Raw genomic sequence first — 21,325 nt, forward strand, 5'->3', positions numbered from 1 at the left:
TTGTTAAGCGGTTAGCGTTCGTTATGTCACTCTATGGTTACATTTTATGTCATCGTATGGTTGCTAAATTTACGTAACCTATTGATCTTAAAGGTTGGCTTATGACGCTCCTTGGCTCATCACCTATCCATACAGCTTCAAATGTTGTGAAGCTCGCATTTTGAAGTTGCGGTTATATCGTATCTCAACGGGAATTAAGTGCTGACCCGTGCGGAATGGGGTTGCTTTAATTTAAACAGCTGGGTGACGCTTTCCAGCTCACCGGCAAGTTGCGCTAAATTACTACTGGCTTCAGATGTTTGTAGTGCGCCTTGACTACTTTGCTCTGCCGCAACGCCAATATTGCTGATGCTACGGGCAATATCGGCGGTGACTTGCGATTGCTGCTCGGCAGCGACGGCGGTTTGCATGGCATGCTCATTAATTTGGTTCATGGTTTTCGCCACTTCACTTAATGCCTGCTGCATTTCTTTGGCTTTACTAAAGGTGTGCTCTGACTGGCTGGCACTGGCGCGCATTGAGTTCGATACACTGGATGCTTGGTTGTTTAACTCGCCAATGACCACTTCGATATCTTTAGTGGAAATCTGTACTTTTTTCGCTAACTCTCTCACTTCATCGGCCACCACAGAAAAGCCCCGTCCTTGCTCGCCGGCTCTGGCCGCTTCAATGGCGGCATTTAGCGCAAGTAGGTTAGTTTGTTCAGCGATGGTTTGGATCACTTCTAGTACTTGGCCAATTTTTTGGCTGTGCAAATTGAGATGTTCCATATCATCAGCTGTATCGGTATTTAGTTTTAAGGAGTCAGCCATTGAGGCTAGTGTGTCATTAATCGCTTGATCGACATCGTTGAGATGGCGGTTGATATCGCTAATTTCTTCTGCGGCCAAATTAGCATGATGATTGATCTCATTGGCTGCCGCATTCATTTCTTCCATTGCAGTAGCCATCATCTCAATTTCTTTAGTTTGTTCTGCTGCTGAAATGCGAGTTTGATTTGATACCACTGATGTTTCTTCGGCTTTTTCTGACATTGTTTTACTGGCGATAGCTATTTTACTGAGTAAGTCAGACAGGTTTTGCTGCATTTTTCCTAGGCCGGAGTAAACACTGCTATCTTGCGGATTAAAGGTAAAATTATAAGTGAGATCGCCATTGGATATATTGCTGGTTAAGTGCAACATATCACTGGGCTCGCCGCCCAGTGGCCGAGTAATGCTGCGTGTGGTTAACCAAGCAACCAATAAAATAATTAGGCTTGATAGGCCCATAATGTAATAGGTACTGTTGGTAAGTTTGGCTACAGCAGCCATCGCTTCTGCTTCATCGATCTCGGCTAATAAAGCCCATTGGATTTCACCAAAACGCACATCTCCATAAGCAGATAAAACCGCGTTTTGATTGTAATCTTGGATCACCGCGAAACCTTGCTCTCCGCGAAAGCTGGCTTGGGTTGCTGCGGTGTTAACGCCATTGTTGGCAACGGTTCCAGCAAATGACGCTTTAATGCTGCGGTTTGTAGGATCGAGGAAAGAATCGGATCGCATTAAATTATCTGGGCCGACTAGGTAGGTTTCTCCCGTGTCGCCTAGTCCTTCACGCAGCTGCATGATGCTATTTATTTCATCAATAGAAAGCTGTAGCGCTAGCACATATGGTTGATTGTTAAGCGTAACTTGAGTTGCAATAAAAGAGGCTGGCTCATTATTGCTTGGGCTATAGGGAGCAAAATCAACAATCTGAAAGCTTTTCTGTTGGGTGGCCTTATTAAAAACCTGTGCTAAGCCAGAGGTGCTATAGGGCCCGTTGCGCATATTTGTCTGGTAGTCGGCTTCTTTTGTGACCGAATAAAAAACTAGGCCTTGCTGATCAATGAGGAATAAGTCGTAGTAATGTTTCTTGAGTATAAAAATTTCAAGTAACGCATGATAGCGGTTGATGTACTCTTGTGCACTTTGACCTTGGTTTTCTTTTTGTAGATTACTCAATAGGCTACTAAGTACGGCAAGATCATTCTGCTTATTATCGAAGTAATTTTTTAACTGTACTTGTTTGATTTTCCAAAGCCCAGATAGCTGTTCATGAGCTTGTGTTTTTAGGGCTTTAGCTGCAATTTGCTCGACGATGAAACTGCTTAAAATAGCAGGGATCAAACCAATGGCTATAAACAGCAAGCCTAGTTTATATTTGAGCTGCATATTCTTTGTCCTGAATTGATCAAACCTTTGTAACTTTAGTATCAATTTTGTTGTTCGTTTAGCTTAATTCGATTAAATCCTACTGATAGAAATAAAGTGTTTTAACAATAATAGGTTAGGCTTAATTTATTTTTTCGGTGTGAGTATCGAACAGGGGGAATTGAGCCTCATTTGAATTGGCTGAGTCGCTTCCAAAGGTTGTTTATGTATCGGTTTTATTGGTTCGACTCAGCTGTGTCAAAATGGGTCTATTTATGGCTGTGAGAGATCGGCTATTACAATTGTGATTTTTTACCTTTTATAGCTAGGGTTATTTCGTTTTGTGTAGATGGTGATAACTGGCGTTTTCTTGTAAGGTGTTGTTTTTTAATCATATTATTTTTTATTTTGGGTGTAGCGTTATTACATTGTAATTTTTGTTTGGTATTTATAGGTATTTTAACTGGGGTTTTCCCTTATATTTAGCCTCGCAGGAAGCAAAAAGATGTTTAACAGGATGTTGAACGTCGATGTCGGACAGGATGTTTGACAATCAAGGAAGAAGTAAGGACAACTGCAGGATGCAGTAAGGGACACCTCCAGGATGGAGAGAGAAAGCAAATCAGGATGATTTGTTAGGTTATGGATAACCGAGAAATGCAACCAAAGGATAGGCTGCTAACATAGTCAAAGTGCAGGGAGCACCATACATCACGGAGTAGATGTTATGACTATCAGGGGCGATGTTGAAAAACATCGCCCCTTTTCTTTGCCTGAAATAGGCAGCTTTGATACTAAAGCTGCCTTGTCGCCACAAGTTAATCTTTGCTATACATACTTTCGGTCATGTTAGCGTAAGCGGCTGTGAATGCAGCTTCCTGAAATTTTTTCAGGCCCGTTACGGCAAAGTCGATAGCAATTGGGTTACGCTTTATTTGTTCTTTGATAGTGTTACCGTTAATAAACTCAACGGTTAAGCCATCAATAAGTTGGATCGCTGCTTCAATTTTAAAACCGACAGCGCCGCCAGCAAACTTGCCTTTTTGCGGGCGAGATTTAATCACCACTTTCTCAATCTTGTAGTCTTCGACTAGTTTTGCAAAATCAAACTGAAACTTTTTAAATAGTGCCTGATCAGCATCGTCTTTTAGTAAAAATTTACGTGTGCGACATTCCGGTAGCTCAAATAGCCCCTTATCGAGTGCCAATAGTGAAATAACAGCTTCGCTGCCCTGAATTTCAACGCCACAAACTCTCATTTGGATACCCCTTAATAATTTTCGTCTTCATTATACTCAAATATCATGCAAATGCGCGATTTCAGCTTGGTTGTTTATGTCTTAAAGGTCGGTAGCGATAGGGGTCTTAGCGAGTAAACCTAAGAGCTCGGCGGAAAAGATAAAAATAACAGTTGCAAATGATAATTAATATCATTAGTATCTATCTCGTTGTCCAAGCACTCCTAAAGCGACGAGCTAATCATGGCTTAATGTTCTAGGCAAATGGCACGACATTGCTCACATTGCTTCCAGTTTGCCGACTATTCTTATAGTCGGCTTTTTTTTACTTAAATTTCAAATACAAAGAAAGTATCTAAAGTTATTTACTTTGTAAATGATATTTATTATCATTTGATTTGTTGGCACGGCAGATTTTTTTAACAAATATCTTTTACAGGTTTTTGTATCGCTTTCTGTTTTAGTGCAAGCACGACATTGCTCACATTGCTTTTTCTCAGCGTTTCGTTGAGTTTGGGGGCTACTTGCATGATGGCTTCTGTCATTCACTATCCAGCCAGAGTGTAAGTAGTGCCCACCTCTTTTCTTTCTGTCATTTATTCCACGATATATCTCACTTTAAAACCGCCTTCACTTTAGATTTTTCAGCTGAATTTTAATGAGTTTTACAGAGTTTGAAAAAATTCAAGAAATCTTTTCCACAATTATTATATTTTTATGCTTTATTTTAGGAAGTAACTTTAAAGGTTATTATTTTTATTTTTCAGTCACTTATCTTTTTGTACTAGTACTTTATTATGTAAATGTTACAGATGAGACGTTTTTGTGAACAGAGATATCCACAGGCTATCGCTATTGAAAATAAAAAAAACAGGTTCAAACATAGAGCCTAGGCGGGGCTTGTGGCATCCTAGCAACATCATTTTTCAATAGACGCTTTTTATGCCGCAGATACCTGAAAATCCTTTCATCCTTGTTGATGGTTCTTCTTACCTTTATCGCGCTTTTTATGCGCCGCCTCATTTAACAAATTCAGCCGGTGAACCAACCGGGGCGGTATATGGTGTGGTGAATATGCTGCGCAGTTTATTGAACCAATTTTCGCCCAGTCATATTGCGGTTGTGTTTGATGCGAAAGGTAAAACATTTCGCGATGAAATGTTTGCCGAATATAAGGCGCAGCGGCCATCGATGCCAGATGATCTGCGCTCTCAAGTTGAGCCTTTGCATGACATTATTCGCGCTTTAGGCCTACCTATCATCATCCATGAAGGGGTTGAAGCGGACGATGTGATTGGCACATTGGCGCGCCAAGCCAGTGCAAAAGGCATCAATACCTTGATCAGTACCGGCGATAAAGACATGGCGCAATTGGTGGATGATCATGTGCTATTGATTAATACCATGACCAATACCGTGCTTGATCGTGACGGTGTGGTGGAAAAGTTTGGTGTCGGCCCAGATTTGATCATCGACTATCTCGCGTTAATGGGCGATAAGGTAGATAACATACCAGGAGTGCCGGGGGTGGGTGAGAAGACGGCCATCGCTATGCTGCAAGGTATAGGTAGCATGGATGAAATTTATGAACGCTTAGATGAGCTGCCCGCTCTGGGCTTTCGCGGCTCAAAATCGATGCCAGAGAAAATGCGTGTAAATGAAGCAGAAGCACGTATGTCTTATACCTTAGCAACCATTAAAACGGATGTTGAACTGGCTGAGCGTTATGAAGATCTCAGTGCCAAGCCTGCCGATAAAGATAAATTGATTGAGCTTTACGGAAAAATGGAATTTAAGCGCTGGTTAGCGGAAGTGCTTGATGGGCCTGTGGTATCAAATTCGGCAACGCCAGCAGAAGTTGAAGAGCTGGTTTCTGCGGCTACTTTAGATAGCTCAAAATATGAAACAATTTTAACTCAAACTCAGCTTGATACATGGCTAGCTAAATTACAGCAAGCCCCCCTATTTGCCTTTGATACAGAAACCACCAGTGTTAACTACATGCTCGCTGAGCTAGTTGGGTTTTCATTTGCTGTCGCCCCCGGTGACGCCGCTTATCTTCCGGTGGCACATGATTATCCCGATGCGCCAGAGCAGTTAACACTGGATCAGGTGTTGTCGCAACTTAAGCCCATCTTGGAAGATGCAAGTAAAGCAAAAGTGCTGCAAAACTTAAAGTACGATGCCAGTGTGTTGGCGCGATACGATGTGACTTTACGCGGTGCTGATTTTGACACTATGTTGGAATCTTATGTATTTAACAGTGTGTCTAATCGCCATGACATGGATAGCCTTGCACTGAAATATTTAGGCCATAAAGCCATTAGCTTTGAAGATGTAGCGGGCAAGGGCGCGAAACAGCTCACTTTTAATCAAGTGCCATTGGAAACCGCTGCGGTGTATGCTGCAGAGGATGCTGATGTTACTTTACAGTTACACCAAACCTTATGGCCTAAGTTAGAGCAGCAGCCATCACTGGCCAAACTATTTCATGAGGTGGAATTACCACTGGCCAATGTGCTATCGACCATTGAGCGCACGGGGGTGTTGATTGATTCTGATTTATTAAACAAGCAAAGCCATGAATTAGGTGAAAAAATTATCGCCCTTGAAGCCAAGGCTCATGCTATTGCCGAGCAACCGTTTAACTTAGGCTCGCCGAAACAGCTACAAGAAATTTTATTTGAGAAAATGAAATTACCGGTGGTGAAAAAAACCCCAAAAGGGGCGCCTTCTACGGCGGAAGAAGTATTGCAAGAACTCGCATACGACTACCCACTGCCAGCGGTTATTTTAGAGTATCGTAGTTTAAGTAAACTGAAATCTACTTATGCCGACAAGTTACCTAAAATGGTCAATTCTGCAACGGGACGAGTACATACGTCTTACCATCAAGCTATCACCGCGACTGGCCGTTTATCGTCGAGCGATCCTAACTTACAAAATATCCCGATTCGTAATGAAGAAGGTCGCCGCATCCGTGAAGCCTTTATTGCTAAGCCTGGCTTTAAGGTAGTGGCAATCGATTACAGTCAAATTGAACTGCGGATCATGGCGCACTTATCCCAAGATGCTGGCCTGCTGAGTGCTTTTGCTGATGGTAAAGATATTCATAAAGCAACCGCTGCCGAGGTGTTTTCGGTGTCGTTGGATGATGTAACCACTGAACAGCGTCGCAGTGCTAAAGCGATTAATTTTGGCTTAATCTATGGCATGAGTGCGTTTGGTTTAGCTAAGCAGCTAAATATCGGTCGCGCCGAAGCGCAAACGTACATGGATCTCTATTTTGAACGCTACCCTGGTGTCTTACGTTATATGGAAACCACGCGCGCTAATGCGATGGAAGATGGTTTTGTGGAAACCTTATTAGGTCGACGCTTGCATTTGCCTGATATTAAAGCACGCAATGCGATGCGTAAAAAAGCCGCTGAACGTGCAGCAATCAATGCGCCGATGCAAGGGACTGCGGCTGATATTATCAAGTTAGCCATGATCCACGTCGCTGATTGGATTGAGCAGCAATCTGACAACTCCATTCAAATGATCATGCAAGTACACGATGAATTGGTGTTTGAAATTGCAGAAGATAAATTGGAGCAATATGTTCCAACATTACAACAGCTAATGGAGCAAGCGATGACCCTCGATGTGCCTTTAGTGGCGGAAGCTGGCATAGGTGATAACTGGAATCAGGCACACTAATAAACGCTCAGTTCGCTAACGCTGGTTGGCGAACTTGAAGTTGTGATTGGGTGCGGGTGAAATTTAATGTTTTAGATCAAGTGATGTAAATAAATTACAAATTAGCGCTTTAAATGTTCAACCCCTTTAACTATAGTTTTAGCTGTAGGGTACAGAGGGAAAGGTAGTCAATCTAAGATGCTTATCTAAGATTTTATCTTTCAGACCTTTTATTTCACTTATTGAATAAAGCTATATTAAGCGCCTTGGTAATTTACCAAGGCTTTTTTTTGCCTAGAAATTAGCTTTATCTGCATTCAGGCAGATCATTTGTTCACTCAAAACGGTGTTAAAGATACGGTATTGTTAAATAATTACAGTCTTATCGAAATAAGACTGTCGTTATTCTGATGATCAAAAACCAGTATTCGCGCAGGGCAAACGCATGAATGATTTTGCAACGATAAGTGACGTTTTTAGACGAATATCTGCCGCAGGGAAGCGGCAGTTAAGCCATCAACAGCTTTTGAAGGATGATTTCACGGCGTTTCGTATAATAAAATGTGACTTGTTTAAGGATGTGCTCAAATATTGTACATTCATGTGTCCGGCCTAAGTATTAGCGGATTTATTCTGCGTCTTTGAGCTCTGGCTCTGCATCTTCAATGGCCGGGCAGTACCATTGATTGAGCTTAATCATTAATTTTTCTAAGCCGATACCTTTGGTTGAAGAAAATGCTTCAACTTCTACATCACCTTCAAATGTTTTTGCTTCTTCACGCATCCGTTTTAACGTGGTTTTTCTTAGGCCTTGTTTGAGCTTATCGGCTTTGGTCAACAAACAAAGTACTGGTAAGTTACTATCAACAGCCCAGTAAATTAAATCTTGGTCAGAATCTTTAAAAGGGTGGCGAATATCCATTAACACCACTAAACCTTTAAGTGACTCGCGTTTTTGTAAGTACTCCCCCAGTGCTTTTTGCCAGTTTTTTTTCATATCTTCTGGTACTTTCGCGTAACCGTAGCCGGGTAAGTCGATAATACGTTTGTTTTCAGCTAGTTCGAAGACGTTAATTAACTGAGTACGGCCCGGAGTTTTACTGGTGCGCGCTAAGGTTTTCTGTCTGGTTAGGGTGTTCAGCGCGCTGGATTTACCTGCGTTAGAGCGACCAGCAAAGGCGACCTCGATACCAATATCGTCGGGCATTTGGCGAATATCAGGCGCACTTGTAATAAAGTGGGCAAGGTTGTAGTTCATGGTTTGCTTGGTCAAAATGCTTACTCCAGCGGGAAAGTTTTACGTATTGATTACTTTTTTTTAAAATTGTGTAAAATATGCGTGTTCATAAAAATAATGATTGTAGCATGCACGGATAAGCATGTGATCTGGAAGCTTAATAATAAAATTGGATTGCCATGAAAAACATAGCGCTAGCTCTAGTAGCAATGATCGGGTTCAGCGGTGCCGCTTTAGCACAAGGTGATGCTGCTGCAGGAGAAACTAAATCAGCAACATGTGTTGCTTGTCACGGGGCTGATGGTAACTCACCAACAGATATGTACCCTAAATTGGCAGGCCAGCATCCCAAGTACCTTGAAAAGCAGCTTAAAGAATTTAAGCTGGCAATGGAAACGGGCGGTGAAAAAGGCCGTAATAACGCCATTATGGGTGGTATGGTTGCTGGCTTAACCGAGCAAGATATGGCTGACTTAGCTGCTTATTATGGCGGTAAAAGTATGTCTCCAGCGACCACGCCTGAAGAGGTAGTTGAAGCAGGACAAAAATTATACATGGGCGGTGATGCTGCTCGTGGTATTCCTGCTTGTACTGCTTGTCATGGCCCTCGTGGTGAAGGTACTGAATTGTCTGGTTTCCCGAAAATTTCAAGCCAGCATCCTGCTTATATCAAATCACAGCTTGAGCTATTTCGCAGTGGTGAGCGTAATAACGATATGAATGGTATGATGGGCGACATCGCGAAAAAGTTAACAGACGAAGATATTGCTATCTTGTCTAAATATATCGCAGGTCTGCACTAGGCAATTGTCACGGGCCAAGTGATTGGCCGTTAGTGAATGCAATTAGCCGCACTATTAACTGTACCAGCCTTGTTGCTTGTACAGTTTTTTGTGTTTCTGGGGTTTAATATTTTTGAATTGAGTTTGCGTTGCTTAAGGCTTTCTATTTGTTACTTTTTAGTAGATGCAAAACCTGTTTAAAGTCGGTGTTATTTTGTTTCAGCAAAACGAGAAGGTAGCTTACGACTGCCATATTAGCTTTTATAGCCAATAAAACCATGTGTTGGATTGCCAAGCAATGCAACTAACCAGCTAGAATTTTATGATGCAGCCGTGATGCTGCTTCAAAGTAGAGAATAAAATATGTCACGTCAGAAGAAGACCCGTAAAGTAAACGCTAATGGCCCAAAAATGGGTGAGCGAATTAAAGTCAATCAAGAAGAAGCAAGGTTACAAAAGAAGCTGCAAAAGCGTAAAGGATTAAAAGCTGGTAACCGTAACGCAGAAGAGAAGAAAGCGGTCACATCCGCTCAAACAAAAGAGCCAATCGACCCTCGTGCCGGCAGTAAAAAGCCAATTGCTTTAACGCCTGAGCAAGCCGTTGAGTTAGCGCCAGTAAAACTAGCTCAGCATCAACCAAAAGCAAAATTGGTCAAAGCTAAGCCTAAAACAACCCTTTCTCCTGAGAAAGAGCTGGCTAGACTTGAAGCTGACGAACGCTTAGGTAGCTTGCTTGATAAAATAGACGAAGGTGAAAAAGTCAGTAGCAAAGATCTGGCTTGGGTAAACCAGCAAATGGAGCGTCACCAAGTGCTACTAAAGCAACTTGGCTTGCTAGACGAAGATGACTCATCGCGGGATGAAGATGAAATGTTAGATGCGTTCAGCAATTTAGATGATAGCTGGCTGCAAGATGTTAAAAATGAAAGAGAAAAGGACTAAATAATGTTGTGGTGGATCCTTGCTGGTATTGGCTTAATCGTCATCATTGGTTTATCAGCTTATGCCGGTATTTTATTACGCAAAGTAAAAGATCAGCAGTTAGCCTTAGCTAAGGCTGTTGAAAAACGAAATAACACGTTAATGGACAGTATTACCTTAATCGCTAAGGCCATGGTGCAAGGGCAGTGTAATTTGTCAGAAGGCGCTATTAGATTGACCGTATTACTTGGCGAGTTGAAGTTAGCCAAGCCGATCGATTTTGATCAGCAATATCCAGCGTTAAATAAGTTGTACCAAGTGGTTAAAGACATGCCAACCCATGAAGTACGTAAAGAGCGCAGTAAAAAAGAAATTCGCCAACTTGATGAAAAGCGCGAAAAAGCTGAGCAGCGCTTAGAGCAAGAGATTATGGCTGAGATGCAGCAGCTGCAAGAGTGGCAGCTACCCTAGCAAGCTATCGTGGTTTTCAAAAAGATAAAAACGGCAGTGGGGCCCTCACTGCCGTTTTTGTATCTGTATACGCCATCACATAAAGGCTGACAGGATCTAGCTTCAGTAATTTATCTCTAAAGAGATAGGCCTTATCTACACTTTTTTGTTCTTGCTCAGCTTTGCGTTTAAGTGGCTATGCCATACTTTGTCACAGTTTTGCTAATAGGATGTAACAAGTGGAAAAATTGGTTTGGGATCAAGGGATCATCGAGAAATATAACTATAGCGGTCCGAGGTACACCTCATACCCAACAGCGCTCGAGTTTGATGAAGCATTTAGCCATGATGATTTATTACTCGCGGCGCAGCGCTATCCTACACGCCACTTATCCTTGTATGTGCATATCCCGTTTTGCCATAAGCTTTGCTACTACTGTGGTTGCAACAAGGTCATTACACGTCACCAACATAAGGCCGATCAATACTTAGACTATCTTGAAAAAGAAATTCGTTTTCAAGCTCAGTACTTTAAAGATAGAAAGATCAGTCAGCTACACTGGGGGGGCGGTACGCCAACGTTTTTAAACCCAGCACAAATTAAACGATTGATGGCAATATTGCGTAGTGAATTTACCTTTTTGCCTGACGCCGAAATGAGTATTGAAGTTGATCCTCGCGAAATTGAGTTGACCACCATTGATCTGTTAGCGCAACAAGGCTTTAATCGCCTGAGTTTAGGTATTCAAGACTTTGATAAAAAAGTACAGCAAGCCGTAAACCGTGAGCAAGACGAAGGCTTTATTTTTCAGTTGCTCGAACGTGCCAAAGCGAATGGCTTTCGCTCAACCAATTTAGATTTGATTTATGGTTTGCCTTATCAAACCAAAGAGAGCTTTGCGCGCACATTAACTAAAGTGATGGAAATTGAGCCTGCGCGCCTGACCACCTTTAATTATGCTCACTTGCCGAGTCGTTTTGCGGCGCAGCGTAAGTTAAAAGAAGCTGACATGCCTAGCGCGCAAGAAAAGCTGGATATTTTGCAATACACCATCGAATACCTAACAGGGCAAGGTTATGTTTTTATTGGCATGGACCACTTTGCCAAGCCTGATGATGAGCTTGCTCAAGCACAAAAGTCGGGTGTCTTGCATCGTAACTTTCAAGGTTATACCACCCAAGGCAATGCTGATTTATTGGGATTAGGCGTTTCATCAATCAGCCAAGTGGGCGACTGTTACTCACAAAATCAAAAAGACTTAAAGGCTTATTATCAGCAACTTGATGAACAGCAGCAGGCACAATGGAAAGGGGTTGCCCTGAGCCAAGATGATTTAATTCGTCGCGCGGTGATCAAACAATTGATATGTAATTTTAGTTTGTCGTTTGCCAGTATTGAGCAAGAATTTGCTATCGATTTCAAACAGTATTTTGCTGATGATATTAGGTTACTCACGCCTTTTATTGAGGACCATTTAGTGTCGGTGACTGATGCCGCGATAAAGGTTGAGGCTAAAGGGATGTTGCTGATCCGCAATATTTGCATGTGTTTTGACCTTTATTTACGTCAGCGTGCTCGTCAGCAACAATTTTCTCGTGTTATCTAATCTGTAGACTATACCCAATCAACTTGAAGATGCATGTTTCAGAGCCAGTTTTCTGGCTCTTATTTTTATCAAACAAAGCAATGCTTTCGTGCACTTTTATAGGCAAAGCCGTAAAATTGTTCCCTCGCTATCATTTTCTCATTGAGCGCAATTGTGATTAAAAAATACTGCCGTTCGCTTTTTCCTAATAACCAAATTGATTCTGTTTCATTGGCTTTATTGTTTAGTTGCTTTGTCGTCGGGGTGGCTGGCTCATTCACTATTCCGACCATGAGTCTGTTTATGAACGATGAAGTTGGCGTGCGTCCGGCGTTGCTCGGTGGCTTTTTTGCAGCGCTGGCTATTTCTGGTGTGTTAGTAAGCCAAGGTATTGCATACTGGTCTGATAGTGGTATAGACCGGAAAAAGCTGATCCTCATATGTAACTTAATGGGGGTGATCGGCTTTTCCATTTTTGCTTTTAGTCGTGACTATTATGTGTTGCTTGCCAGTGCGATGTTATTTATGAGCACCTCTTCGGCCGCACTGCCACAAATGTTTGCTTTAGCGCGAGAAATTCTCGATCGCCGCAAACAAAATGCCGAAAAATTTAGCTCAGTATTAAGAGCGCAAATAGCCCTAGCTTGGGTAGCGGGTCCGCCTTTAGCTTTTTTTATTGCCGATGGTTTTGGTTTTCGTTTCCTATTCTTACTCGCCGCCTTGATGTATGTCTTGTTGACATTGGTGGTGTTAGCTCGTTTACCGAGCCTTGAGCCTGTGCCCCCTAGTAGCCATGCAAGCGATAAAAAAATAAGTTTATGGCGTGATAAAGACTTGCTGTTGTTATCGGCTTCTTTTGTATTCATGTATGCCGCAAACAACATGTACTTAATTAGTATGCCGCTTTATATCGCTAAAGAGTTACAGTTGGCGCCTGAGTTAGCAGGCATGATGATGGGTGGTGCGGCGCTACTTGAAATTCCAGTTATGTTGATGGCGGGAACCTATGCATTACGTTTTGGCAAGCATAAGCTAATTTGTTGCTCGGTGTTGGCGGGCACGGCTTTTTATATTGGCATTTTGCTAAATGAAAGCTTATGGGGATTTATCGCCTTACAGTGTTTTAACGGCATTTTTGTCGGCGTTACTTCCGCGCTTGGAATTTCTTATTTTCAAGATCTAAAGCCAGATAAAATCGGCCAAGTAACCACACTTTATGCTAATTCTATTAAAACAGGTGGTGTTTTAAGTGGTGTGATGGCGGGTTTTATTGCTGATAGTTTTGGGTTCTACTCTGTTTTTATAGCTTGTACCTTGTTAACCTTGCTGGCGTTTTTCACTGTATTAAGGGTTAGGCATGTTTAAACACCTTGTGATCGATATACAGTCTATTGTATGTTGCGCCCTCGCCTGACAGGAAATATGCCATGCCAATTCTAGACAACAAGGATCTCGTTCACTCTGCTTATTTAGAGTTTACCCGCCAAAGCTGGGCTGAGTTGCGAGATAACGTTCCACTGACTTTGTCTGAGCAAGACTTGGCTAAGCTGAAAGGGATAAATGAAGATATTTCACTGCAAGAAGTAGTGGATATTTATTTACCTTTATCGCGATTACTCAACTTGTATGTTGAAGCGAGACAAAAGCGCAGCACGGTACAGGGGCAATTTCTTGGCGTAACCGATTTCCACGTGCCCTATATTATTGGTATTGCCGGTAGCGTGGCCGTTGGGAAAAGTACCACTGCACGTATTTTGCAGGCTTTGTTATCGTGTTGGAGTGATCATCCTAAAGTTGCGTTGGTCACCACTGATGGTTTCTTGCACTCAAACCAAGAGTTAGAGCAGCGTGGCTTGATGGCGAAAAAAGGCTTTCCTGCCAGTTATGATATTCGCAGTTTAGTTAAGTTTGTGTCTGACATTAAATCTGGTCAGCCGAAGGTGACAGCGCCGGTTTATTCCCATTTACAATACGACATTGTTCCGGGTGAATATCAAGTAGTTGAACAACCCGATATTTTGATTTTAGAAGGACTTAACGTGTTGCAAAGCGGCATGGATTATCCTGACCAGCTACACCGCGTATTTGTATCTGATTTTGTTGACTTTTCACTGTTTGTACATGCTGAACAAAAGCAGTTGAAAGATTGGTATATACAGCGTTTTCTGAAATTTAGAAGCGGTGCTTTTACCGACCCCAATGCATATTTCCATCATTATTCTAACCTTTCTGAGTCGGAAGCCAGCAAAACGGCGAGCCGGATTTGGGATGAGATCAATGGCGTTAACTTAGTTGAAAATATTAGTCCAACTCGTGAACGCGCCAACTTGATTTTGACCAAAGGTGAGGGGCATCAAGTTGAGAAAATTTGGCTGCGTAAATAGCCTAAGCTGAACGTGAGCTAGACGCCATTCTTGTAAAAAGTGCTTTTATCACCGCACAGTTTTGACTTTTATCCTCTTTCGCTATCTTGCTGCTTGCAGCCTTTCTTGCTGTAATATTGGACTCAATTGTCATTAAAAAGTAAACGTCAGCAAGATATACTGCGCGTTTAATGGCGATATTTTGCCGTGTCACAACGGTTATTGTTTTAGACTGCAAGGAAGGTTGCTGTGAGTAATTCAGTTCAGTTTTTGGTTGATGCCAATGGCGTGCGTCAAGCTGTTGTTATTCCGATTGATTTGTACAATGAGCTGATTACCTTAAAGCAAGAAATAAAAACCCTCAAACCCGCACAGCAAGAAAGTTATCACTTCCAAAGTAAAGATGCCCTCGCCAATGGCTACCCGAAAGGCCCTGTGACTAAGCCGAGTTTTGTCGTGTTACGTGGCTCTACCGCTAACTTTTCAAATGTTGGCTCGTTACGACCCGCTATTAAAAAATTACGTGATGAGCTGCTCGCTCAGGGCACGGTGGTGCAACAAGGTGAGTTGTTATTGTTTGATAAGGAAGTAGAGTTTACTAGCCCCAGTATGGCGGCTTGCTTTATTGCCGGTAACGCGCGCAGTGGGTTAGATGCTTGGGTTAATAGCCAGGGCAAAACATTAAAGCAATCTGGCTACGGTAAGAAGTAGGCTCTTAGGGCATTATTGTTTATAGCTTTGGAGCAGCTCTGCGAGTGCGCGCTGGTAATGGGCTTTTGCCGTCTCTGGCGCCAGCCAATCAAACCAGCAAACACCAAGATACAGGCTATTTATTTGATAAACAAAGTAATCTAAATCAAGGTCTGGTTTAAATAAGCCGAGGTTAATTGCCTGCTGAGCGCATTGCTTAAGGTGATCGCCCCAAGTTTGCTGTTGTATTTTTAGCTCGTTTTCTATTGCCCCGCCGATATCATCAAACCCAACCACAGCACCAATAAAGAAACAGCCGCCACTGAATCTATGGTTCCATTGGTACCAGTGCTCACAAATACTGATTAAGCGCTCGATAGGGTGCTCTAAGTGTCTTGTCGGTCTTATCACCCGTTCATTAAACACCAGTTGTGCATATTGCAGCAGATCGAGTTGCAGTTTTTGTTTTGATTGAAAGTGGGCATAAACCCCGCTTTTTGACATGCCGCGGGCTTTGGCTAGATTGCCTATGGTCAAGCAATTAAGGCCTTGTTGACTGGCAAGATCTAGCGCAGTGCGCAAAATGGCCATTCGAGTGACCGTGCCTTTTTTCATCTATGCCCCTCAGTTGACTTAGTTGAACGCGTATTTTTTGGTGGCTAAAATTACGTAATGATTGTTAAGCAATGATTGTTAAGTAATAGTGCGTTCGTGCGCTTTTTTCAATAAGGCTTTGCAGTTTACATTTTGATTAACTGCGATGGCAGGGGCCGCTTAGCTTGTTTGCGAAAGCAGTACTTCAGGGGGGAAGATGATATCAATTTTTAGGCCCGGCTGATTGTCACTTAAATGGATTTGGCCTTGGTGCAAGCTAACAATGGCTTTTACAATTGATAACCCCATGCCAAAACCGCTACTGTTACGGCTCTTGTCTAAGCGGTATAAGCGTCTAAATACCCGATCAAATTCTTCTTCAGGGATGCCGTTGCCATTATCCGCTATGGTAATGCCGTTACTCGCAATCGTTACGTCGACTTGAGTTCCGTCGGGACCATACTTAACGGCGTTGTCGACGAGGTTATAAATCGCCCTAAACAATAAATTAGGATCACCAGTGAGCTGGCAAGTGTCGTGGACTGTCAGGGTGATTTTTTGCTCTTTATCTTCAGCAATAGGTTGGATCAAATCTTGTACATCTTGGCATATCGAGGCTAAATTACAGGTTTTATGTTCGGTGCCTGAGACGCCTTTCTCTAATCGCGACAGCTCTAACATGGCATTAAAGGTATCCATAATGTGATCAAGCTCTTGCAGTAATAAATTGCGCCACTCTAAGTCTTCGTCCGTTAACGATTGCTGGCTAAGGCTATCTTCGACACGGATCCGAAGGCGCGACAGTGGGGTGCGCAAATCATGGGCAATGTTATCGGTCACACTCGATACCGAACCAATAAGTTCGTCTATTTCATCAAGCATTTGGTTGATTTGCATGGCGATATGATCAAATTCATCGGACTCATCGCTGATAGGCAAGCGTGCTTGTAAGCGGCCTGCTTTTACCTCTGCGGTTAAGCGGTTGATTTGCCTTACGCGGTGTAACACGCGTGAGTTAAAGATAAAACCAACCACTAAGGTAAAGATCATCCCCGCGCCAAGGGCGCTTAAACTAGCGGTGCTAAAGCTTTGATCTAGCGCATCTTGGCTATCATCTATCAGGCCAACCAGTAAGGTGCCAAAGGGGGTTTTTAATCGCGTGGCCATTACTTTCTTTAATTCCATTTCACCTAAGTAATTGGTGGCAAGAATGGGAAAGTGTAAAACCGCAGGGTAGTGGGGAATATTTTGCGGCAAGTGGTTAAGGTTGCCAAATACTTGGTTGTTGCGCCTTAAGGCGAGTACCATATTATTGGTTTGTGAAGCACGCTCCACTACCGATTGAATAAAGCTTTGTGTGGTCATGCTGTTAGCATTTGCGAGGGAAATAAAACCCTCTGCAGCTAATGTTAACCTTTGATTTTGCTCTCTTTGCTGTCCAGCAATGGAAAAGTGATAAACCATCGCCAAGATACCGCCACTGATAAAAAGCACCAGTAGGGTAAAGGCTAAGGTAAAGCGCCAAATAGAGGTGCGAGTAAAAATACTAAGGTGCTCGGACAACATAGCCAGCACCGCGAACCGTATGGATCAGTTGGCTTTCACCTTCTTCTTCTAGCTTTTTACGCAATTTGGCGACATGTACGTCGATCACATTGGTTTTTGGATCAAAGTGGTAATCCCACACCGATTCAAATAATAAGGTGCGTGAAACCACCTGATCTTGATGCTCGAGTAAATAACGCAGTAGCTGAAACTCTTTCGGCTGCAGCTTTACTTCACGCTGACCACGCATGACCTTGTGACCCACTAAATCCATCACTAGGTCTTCAATACTTAACTCAGTAATTTGTTGTGGCTGATGTTGCTTGCGTTGCATCAAGATTTCAGCGCGAACTAATAGCTCTTGAAAAGAAAAAGGTTTAGTTAGGTAATCATCACTGCCGGCTTTTAACCCTTTTATGCGCTCATCAACATGGCTTAAGGCACTTAAAAATATAACCGGGGTTTGATCGCCTGTGGCACGTAAGGCTGACAGAAGCTTAAGTCCATCCATTTTTGGCAGCATGCGATCAAGTACAATTAAATCATACTCTTGTGTTGTTGCTAAAAATAAGCCATCGGGACCTTCAATGGCGGTATCAACTGTATGACCTTGTTCTTGGAAGCCTTTTTGGATGTATTCTAAGGTAGTTATGTCGTCTTCTACGGTGAGGATTTTCATTTAGGTCCTTGGAGTGCAGATCGCTTATTTACGGTAAACTGGGATGAGATCTTGGGTTGAAATATCAACTAACCAGTTTTGTTTGCCTTCTGGCGTGGCTAACTCAATTTCAAATAAATTGATGCCCTTTTTGTTCTCTAGCTCGGCATCAACAAGAAAGCCTGGATGCTGCGATTGCACTATTTCCAGTGCTTTTATCATAGAAAAGCCTGTTTCTTGAATTTCTTCAATGGCAGTAATGTTTTTGTTGTCATTAAACCAACCTGTCATAGCCGTTTCTTTACCACTGATGAATAAAGTGGTTTGAGCATCATATACCAAGTGGCGCTTCACGTTATTGGCGAGATCGATCACTTCTACTTGATAAACTAAAACACCTTGTTGATCGTCAAGTTCAAAGTTGGTGATGACGCCGCTGTATTGCTCGGTCACTTTTTCTAGAATTTGCTTAGGGCCTTGTTGATGACGTTGTTCTATCAATTGTGCGACCGCTTCGCTTTCGTGAGATTCAGCAAGGGCTCCAGCGCTAAGCAATAATGCTGGGCCGAGTAAACATGCTGCAAGAAGATTGTGTTTCATTGTCTTGCTCTCTTGGTAATGGCTAACTATCTGTCATTGTAGCTAAAAATGAATAAAGCTTGGCTATGCGTTATATTAATCATATTTCATCTAAAGATATGGGGGCTTTTTCACAGAGTTCAATATACCCAGTCAACTTGAAGGTGCATGTTTCATGCATCTCCAGATTGATTAGGTATATACCCAAATATACTCTCGCTGAACAAGCATCTTGAAGTTGCTTGGGCATATATTCAAACCAGCTGGACGAATATATGAGTGTTTAATAACTGCTGCTTCAATGAGGCAGATATTCGTACAAGAAAGCGTCACTGTCGCTGAAAAACTATTAGAGGTCTGCCTTGTCCAAACAAGCCTTTAAAACTGGTTGAGTTATACAAAAAAACCAGTTTAATTTGATAGAAAAAGCAGTCATCCTAGCGCTATTTGTTATATTATTACGTTCCAATTTTTAGAGCTATGCATCCATGTTAGTGATCTTAAGTATTATTGCCTTATTTATGGGGCCATTTATTTGTCAATCTATACAGCAACGTAAGGGTTGGTTTTCGCTATTAGATGCGTTTATTTTTGTCACTATTAGTGGCTTAGTGCTGTTTCATATTTTACCAGAAGCCTTATATCACGGTGGTTTGGTTTCATTTGTTTTTGTTGCCTTGGGTCTATTTGGCCCAGGCTTGGTCGAAAAATATTTCCATGGTATTGCTAATCAAGCCCATAACTACACCTTACTTTTTGGTGTAGGCGGATTAGTGCTACATGCGGTGACCGATGGCGGAGCGTTGGTGGTTGATGAGTCTCATACCGCTTGGTTATTGGCGCTAGGGGTTATTTTGCACCGTTTGCCTGTTGGGTTGACGGTGTGGTGGTTATTACGGCCACAGTATGGTCGTATGTTGCCGATTGCGGTGTTAACAGCAATGTCTTTGGCTACGTTAGCGGGAAGCTATTTTGGCAGTCAGGTTATTCCGCATATGAGTAATGAATGGCTGGCATGGTTCCAAGCGTTGGTCACAGGGTCGATTTTACATGTGGTATTTCATCGCCCCTATCAAGACAAAAACAAAGCGATGGACGAAGTGCTGGAAAAGCGTATGGCTGGCTTAGGAACCTTATTTGGTTTGTTGTGTTTAGCGGCGGTGCTACTTCCTCATTGGCTCGGTTATGTGGCACACAATCATGTGCATATGGACTCTATTTGGGATCGTGCCCAAATGTGGCAAGGTGAAAGCCTGAGTGGCCATGGTCATGAGACAGCGCTGGCGTTACAGCGGTTTATCAGTTTGGCATTACATAGCTCACCCGCCTTATTACTGGCTTATGCCATTACTTATTTACTCAACTATTTGCGCATGCCAGCCCGATGGTTAACCCAGCTTAATCGTCATCCGGGCTCGACTGACAGCATAAAAGGGGCTTTTTTAGGTTTGTCTGTGCCTATTTGTGTACCGGATGCAGCGCGGATGTATCAGAATTTACAGGCGCAAGGCTCTAGTCAAATTTTTGCTTTGTCTTTTTTAATCGCCGCGCCCATTCTGAGTTTTGATGCGTTATTACTTTCTTGGCCATTGTTGGGCTCGCAATGGGTAATGCTCCGGTTGGTGTTGGCACTGTTGTTGATCCTGATTATTGGCGTGTTGGTGGGACGTTGGCTGCAAAAGCAGGAAGACATGTCTCATTCTCAAGCTGTTATGGAAGTGAATCAAGCCCAAGGCTCTCGCTTGTTAGGGGCGATAAAACACAGTTATGAACACTTAATTGATCACACGGCTCCTTGGATTATTGTGGGTTGGATTGTAGCAGCAACATTGGCGCCAACGCCGGGATGGCAGATGTTCGCTGAGCACTTATGGTTGCAAATTTTGCTGGTTATTGTTTTGGCCTTACCGATGCATTTATGTGCCACTGGGCTAACACCTGTTGCCGCCGTTTTATTGTTGATGGGCGTGTCACCGGGAGCGGTGCTTGCGTTGTTATTAGTAGGCCCGACGATTAATTTGTCGCTGTTTAGCTTCATTGAAAAACTACAAGGCAAGCGTGTGGCGATTACCTTGTTTGGGTCCATTGCGGCTTTTGCTTTTATGGCCGGCTGGGTGTTGAATCAATATGCAGAAGTAACCGTGTTGCCTTGGTTAGAGCATGATCACAGTTGGGCGCAGGATTGGTTGGAATATATTAGTTTGGCGGTAATATGCGTGTTGTTTGCTGTGTCTTTATTTAAGCGCGGCGCAAGAGCTTTTCTAGCTGAGTTAATACCTGCTAGTTTATTAAAAAAACACCAACATGAGCATGCCCATCACCATGAACACCACCATCATTAAATTTATCGTTGTTGCAATCGCGTTAAGCCTATTTTCGCCTTTGTCACTGGCCAGCAAGGTTGATAAGGTGCTGGTGATAAAAAGCGCGCGCACTTTATATTTATTGGATAATGGTCGGATTTTACAAAAATACGATATCTCTCTTGGGAAACGTCCCGAAGGCCATAAAAAATGGGAAGGGGATAAACGTACTCCAGAGGGACGCTATACGTTAGATTACCGCAATCCGGAAAGTAACTTCTTTCGCTCAATCCATATCAACTACCCGAACGAAAAAGATTTGGCTTATGCCAACCAGAAGGGTTATGAACCTGGTGGCGCCATTTTTATTCATGGCTTACCCAATGGTAAGGGACACCTTGAGGATGAATATAAAGGTCGGGATTGGACCGATGGCTGTATTGCGGTACTGAATGATCACATGGCAGAAATTTGGCAATTAGTGCCTGATGGTACCGAAATTGAAATCAGACCATAACGGT

18 protein-coding genes are annotated in these 21,325 nt (G+C 42.7%); 10 read left to right on the forward strand and 8 right to left on the reverse strand.

What is annotated here, in order from left to right; genetic code table 11:
- Positions 1-194: 194 nt before the first annotated feature.
- The 3 genes from K1M91_RS09840 to K1M91_RS21390 all read right to left on the reverse strand — a co-directional run bounded on the left by K1M91_RS09840 (position 195) and on the right by K1M91_RS21390 (position 3,960).
- Positions 195-2,198, reverse strand: coding sequence for a methyl-accepting chemotaxis protein (locus K1M91_RS09840; protein ID WP_232801582.1), 2,004 nt, complete (start codon positions 2,196-2,198; stop codon positions 195-197).
- A 797-nt stretch (positions 2,199-2,995) separates the two neighbouring features.
- On the reverse strand, positions 2,996-3,436 hold the full coding sequence (locus K1M91_RS09845; RefSeq protein WP_232801583.1) for a DUF3010 family protein: 441 nt from the start codon (positions 3,434-3,436) through the stop codon (positions 2,996-2,998).
- Between the two features lie 398 nt (positions 3,437-3,834).
- Positions 3,835-3,960 carry a hypothetical protein gene (locus K1M91_RS21390; protein WP_282561121.1) on the reverse strand — a complete coding sequence of 42 codons (126 nt, stop codon included), beginning with the start codon at positions 3,958-3,960 and terminating at the stop codon, positions 3,835-3,837.
- Between the two features lie 397 nt (positions 3,961-4,357).
- Here K1M91_RS21390 and polA point away from each other — a divergent pair, with 397 nt between their 5' ends.
- Positions 4,358-7,117, forward strand: coding sequence for a DNA polymerase I (gene polA, locus K1M91_RS09850; RefSeq protein WP_232801584.1), 2,760 nt, complete (start codon positions 4,358-4,360; stop codon positions 7,115-7,117).
- Between the two features lie 607 nt (positions 7,118-7,724).
- On the opposite strand, the gene yihA is transcribed toward polA, so the two are convergent.
- Positions 7,725-8,369 (reverse strand): ribosome biogenesis GTP-binding protein YihA/YsxC, encoded by a 645-nt coding sequence (gene yihA, locus K1M91_RS09855; protein ID WP_348983265.1) that lies wholly within the window; start codon positions 8,367-8,369, stop codon positions 7,725-7,727.
- Between the two features lie 143 nt (positions 8,370-8,512).
- On the opposite strand from yihA, the gene K1M91_RS09860 reads away from it, so the two are divergent.
- From K1M91_RS09860 to K1M91_RS21395, 7 genes are all read left to right on the forward strand, one after another.
- Positions 8,513-9,136 carry a c-type cytochrome gene (locus tag K1M91_RS09860; protein ID WP_232801585.1) on the forward strand — a complete coding sequence of 208 codons (624 nt, stop codon included), beginning with the start codon at positions 8,513-8,515 and terminating at the stop codon, positions 9,134-9,136.
- Between the two features lie 342 nt (positions 9,137-9,478).
- Positions 9,479-10,057, forward strand: coding sequence for a Der GTPase-activating protein YihI (gene yihI / locus K1M91_RS09865; protein WP_232801586.1), 579 nt, complete (start codon positions 9,479-9,481; stop codon positions 10,055-10,057).
- A 3-nt stretch (positions 10,058-10,060) separates the two neighbouring features.
- Positions 10,061-10,507 (forward strand): DUF2489 domain-containing protein, encoded by a 447-nt coding sequence (locus K1M91_RS09870; protein ID WP_232801587.1) that lies wholly within the window; start codon positions 10,061-10,063, stop codon positions 10,505-10,507.
- 245 nt (positions 10,508-10,752) lie between these two features.
- The gene (gene hemN, locus K1M91_RS09875; protein WP_232801669.1) at positions 10,753-12,093 is read left to right on the forward strand and encodes an oxygen-independent coproporphyrinogen III oxidase; all 1,341 of its coding nucleotides are present in this window, start codon (positions 10,753-10,755) and stop codon (positions 12,091-12,093) included.
- 153 nt (positions 12,094-12,246) lie between these two features.
- Positions 12,247-13,437 (forward strand): sugar efflux transporter, encoded by a 1,191-nt coding sequence (locus tag K1M91_RS09880; protein ID WP_232801588.1) that lies wholly within the window; start codon positions 12,247-12,249, stop codon positions 13,435-13,437.
- Positions 13,438-13,499: 62 nt separating this feature from the next.
- On the forward strand, positions 13,500-14,456 hold the full coding sequence (coaA, locus tag K1M91_RS09885; RefSeq protein ID WP_232801589.1) for a type I pantothenate kinase: 957 nt from the start codon (positions 13,500-13,502) through the stop codon (positions 14,454-14,456).
- Between the two features lie 228 nt (positions 14,457-14,684).
- Positions 14,685-15,146 carry a DUF4357 domain-containing protein gene (locus tag K1M91_RS21395; RefSeq protein ID WP_232801590.1) on the forward strand — a complete coding sequence of 154 codons (462 nt, stop codon included), beginning with the start codon at positions 14,685-14,687 and terminating at the stop codon, positions 15,144-15,146.
- A 12-nt stretch (positions 15,147-15,158) separates the two neighbouring features.
- Here the strand turns inward: K1M91_RS21395 and K1M91_RS09895 are convergent, their stop codons facing one another.
- The 4 genes from K1M91_RS09895 to K1M91_RS09910 all read right to left on the reverse strand — a co-directional run bounded on the left by K1M91_RS09895 (position 15,159) and on the right by K1M91_RS09910 (position 18,522).
- Positions 15,159-15,740, reverse strand: a complete 582-nt coding sequence (locus K1M91_RS09895) for a TetR/AcrR family transcriptional regulator (RefSeq protein ID WP_232801591.1) — start codon at positions 15,738-15,740, stop codon at positions 15,159-15,161.
- Positions 15,741-15,899: 159 nt separating this feature from the next.
- Positions 15,900-17,285, reverse strand: a complete 1,386-nt coding sequence (locus K1M91_RS09900) for a HAMP domain-containing sensor histidine kinase (RefSeq protein ID WP_232801592.1) — start codon at positions 17,283-17,285, stop codon at positions 15,900-15,902.
- Positions 17,266-17,943: a response regulator transcription factor gene (locus K1M91_RS09905; protein WP_232801593.1), complete on the reverse strand. Its 678-nt coding sequence runs from the start codon at positions 17,941-17,943 to the stop codon at positions 17,266-17,268. Before K1M91_RS09905 ends, K1M91_RS09900 begins: the two co-directional genes overlap by 20 nt.
- A 24-nt stretch (positions 17,944-17,967) precedes the next feature.
- Positions 17,968-18,522, reverse strand: coding sequence for a PepSY domain-containing protein (locus K1M91_RS09910; protein ID WP_232801594.1), 555 nt, complete (start codon positions 18,520-18,522; stop codon positions 17,968-17,970).
- Between the two features lie 467 nt (positions 18,523-18,989).
- On the opposite strand from K1M91_RS09910, the gene K1M91_RS09915 reads away from it, so the two are divergent.
- Entirely contained in the window at positions 18,990-20,843 is a 1,854-nt protein-coding gene (locus K1M91_RS09915) for a permease (protein ID WP_232801595.1), read from the forward strand.
- The gene (locus K1M91_RS09920; RefSeq protein ID WP_232801596.1) at positions 20,806-21,321 is read left to right on the forward strand and encodes a L,D-transpeptidase family protein; all 516 of its coding nucleotides are present in this window, start codon (positions 20,806-20,808) and stop codon (positions 21,319-21,321) included. Before K1M91_RS09915 ends, K1M91_RS09920 begins: the two co-directional genes overlap by 38 nt.
- Positions 21,322-21,325 lie beyond the last annotated feature (4 nt).

It is taken from the genome of Motilimonas sp. E26, assembly GCF_021278025.1.
GTDB lineage: Bacteria > Pseudomonadota > Gammaproteobacteria > Enterobacterales > CBDFNC01 > Motilimonas.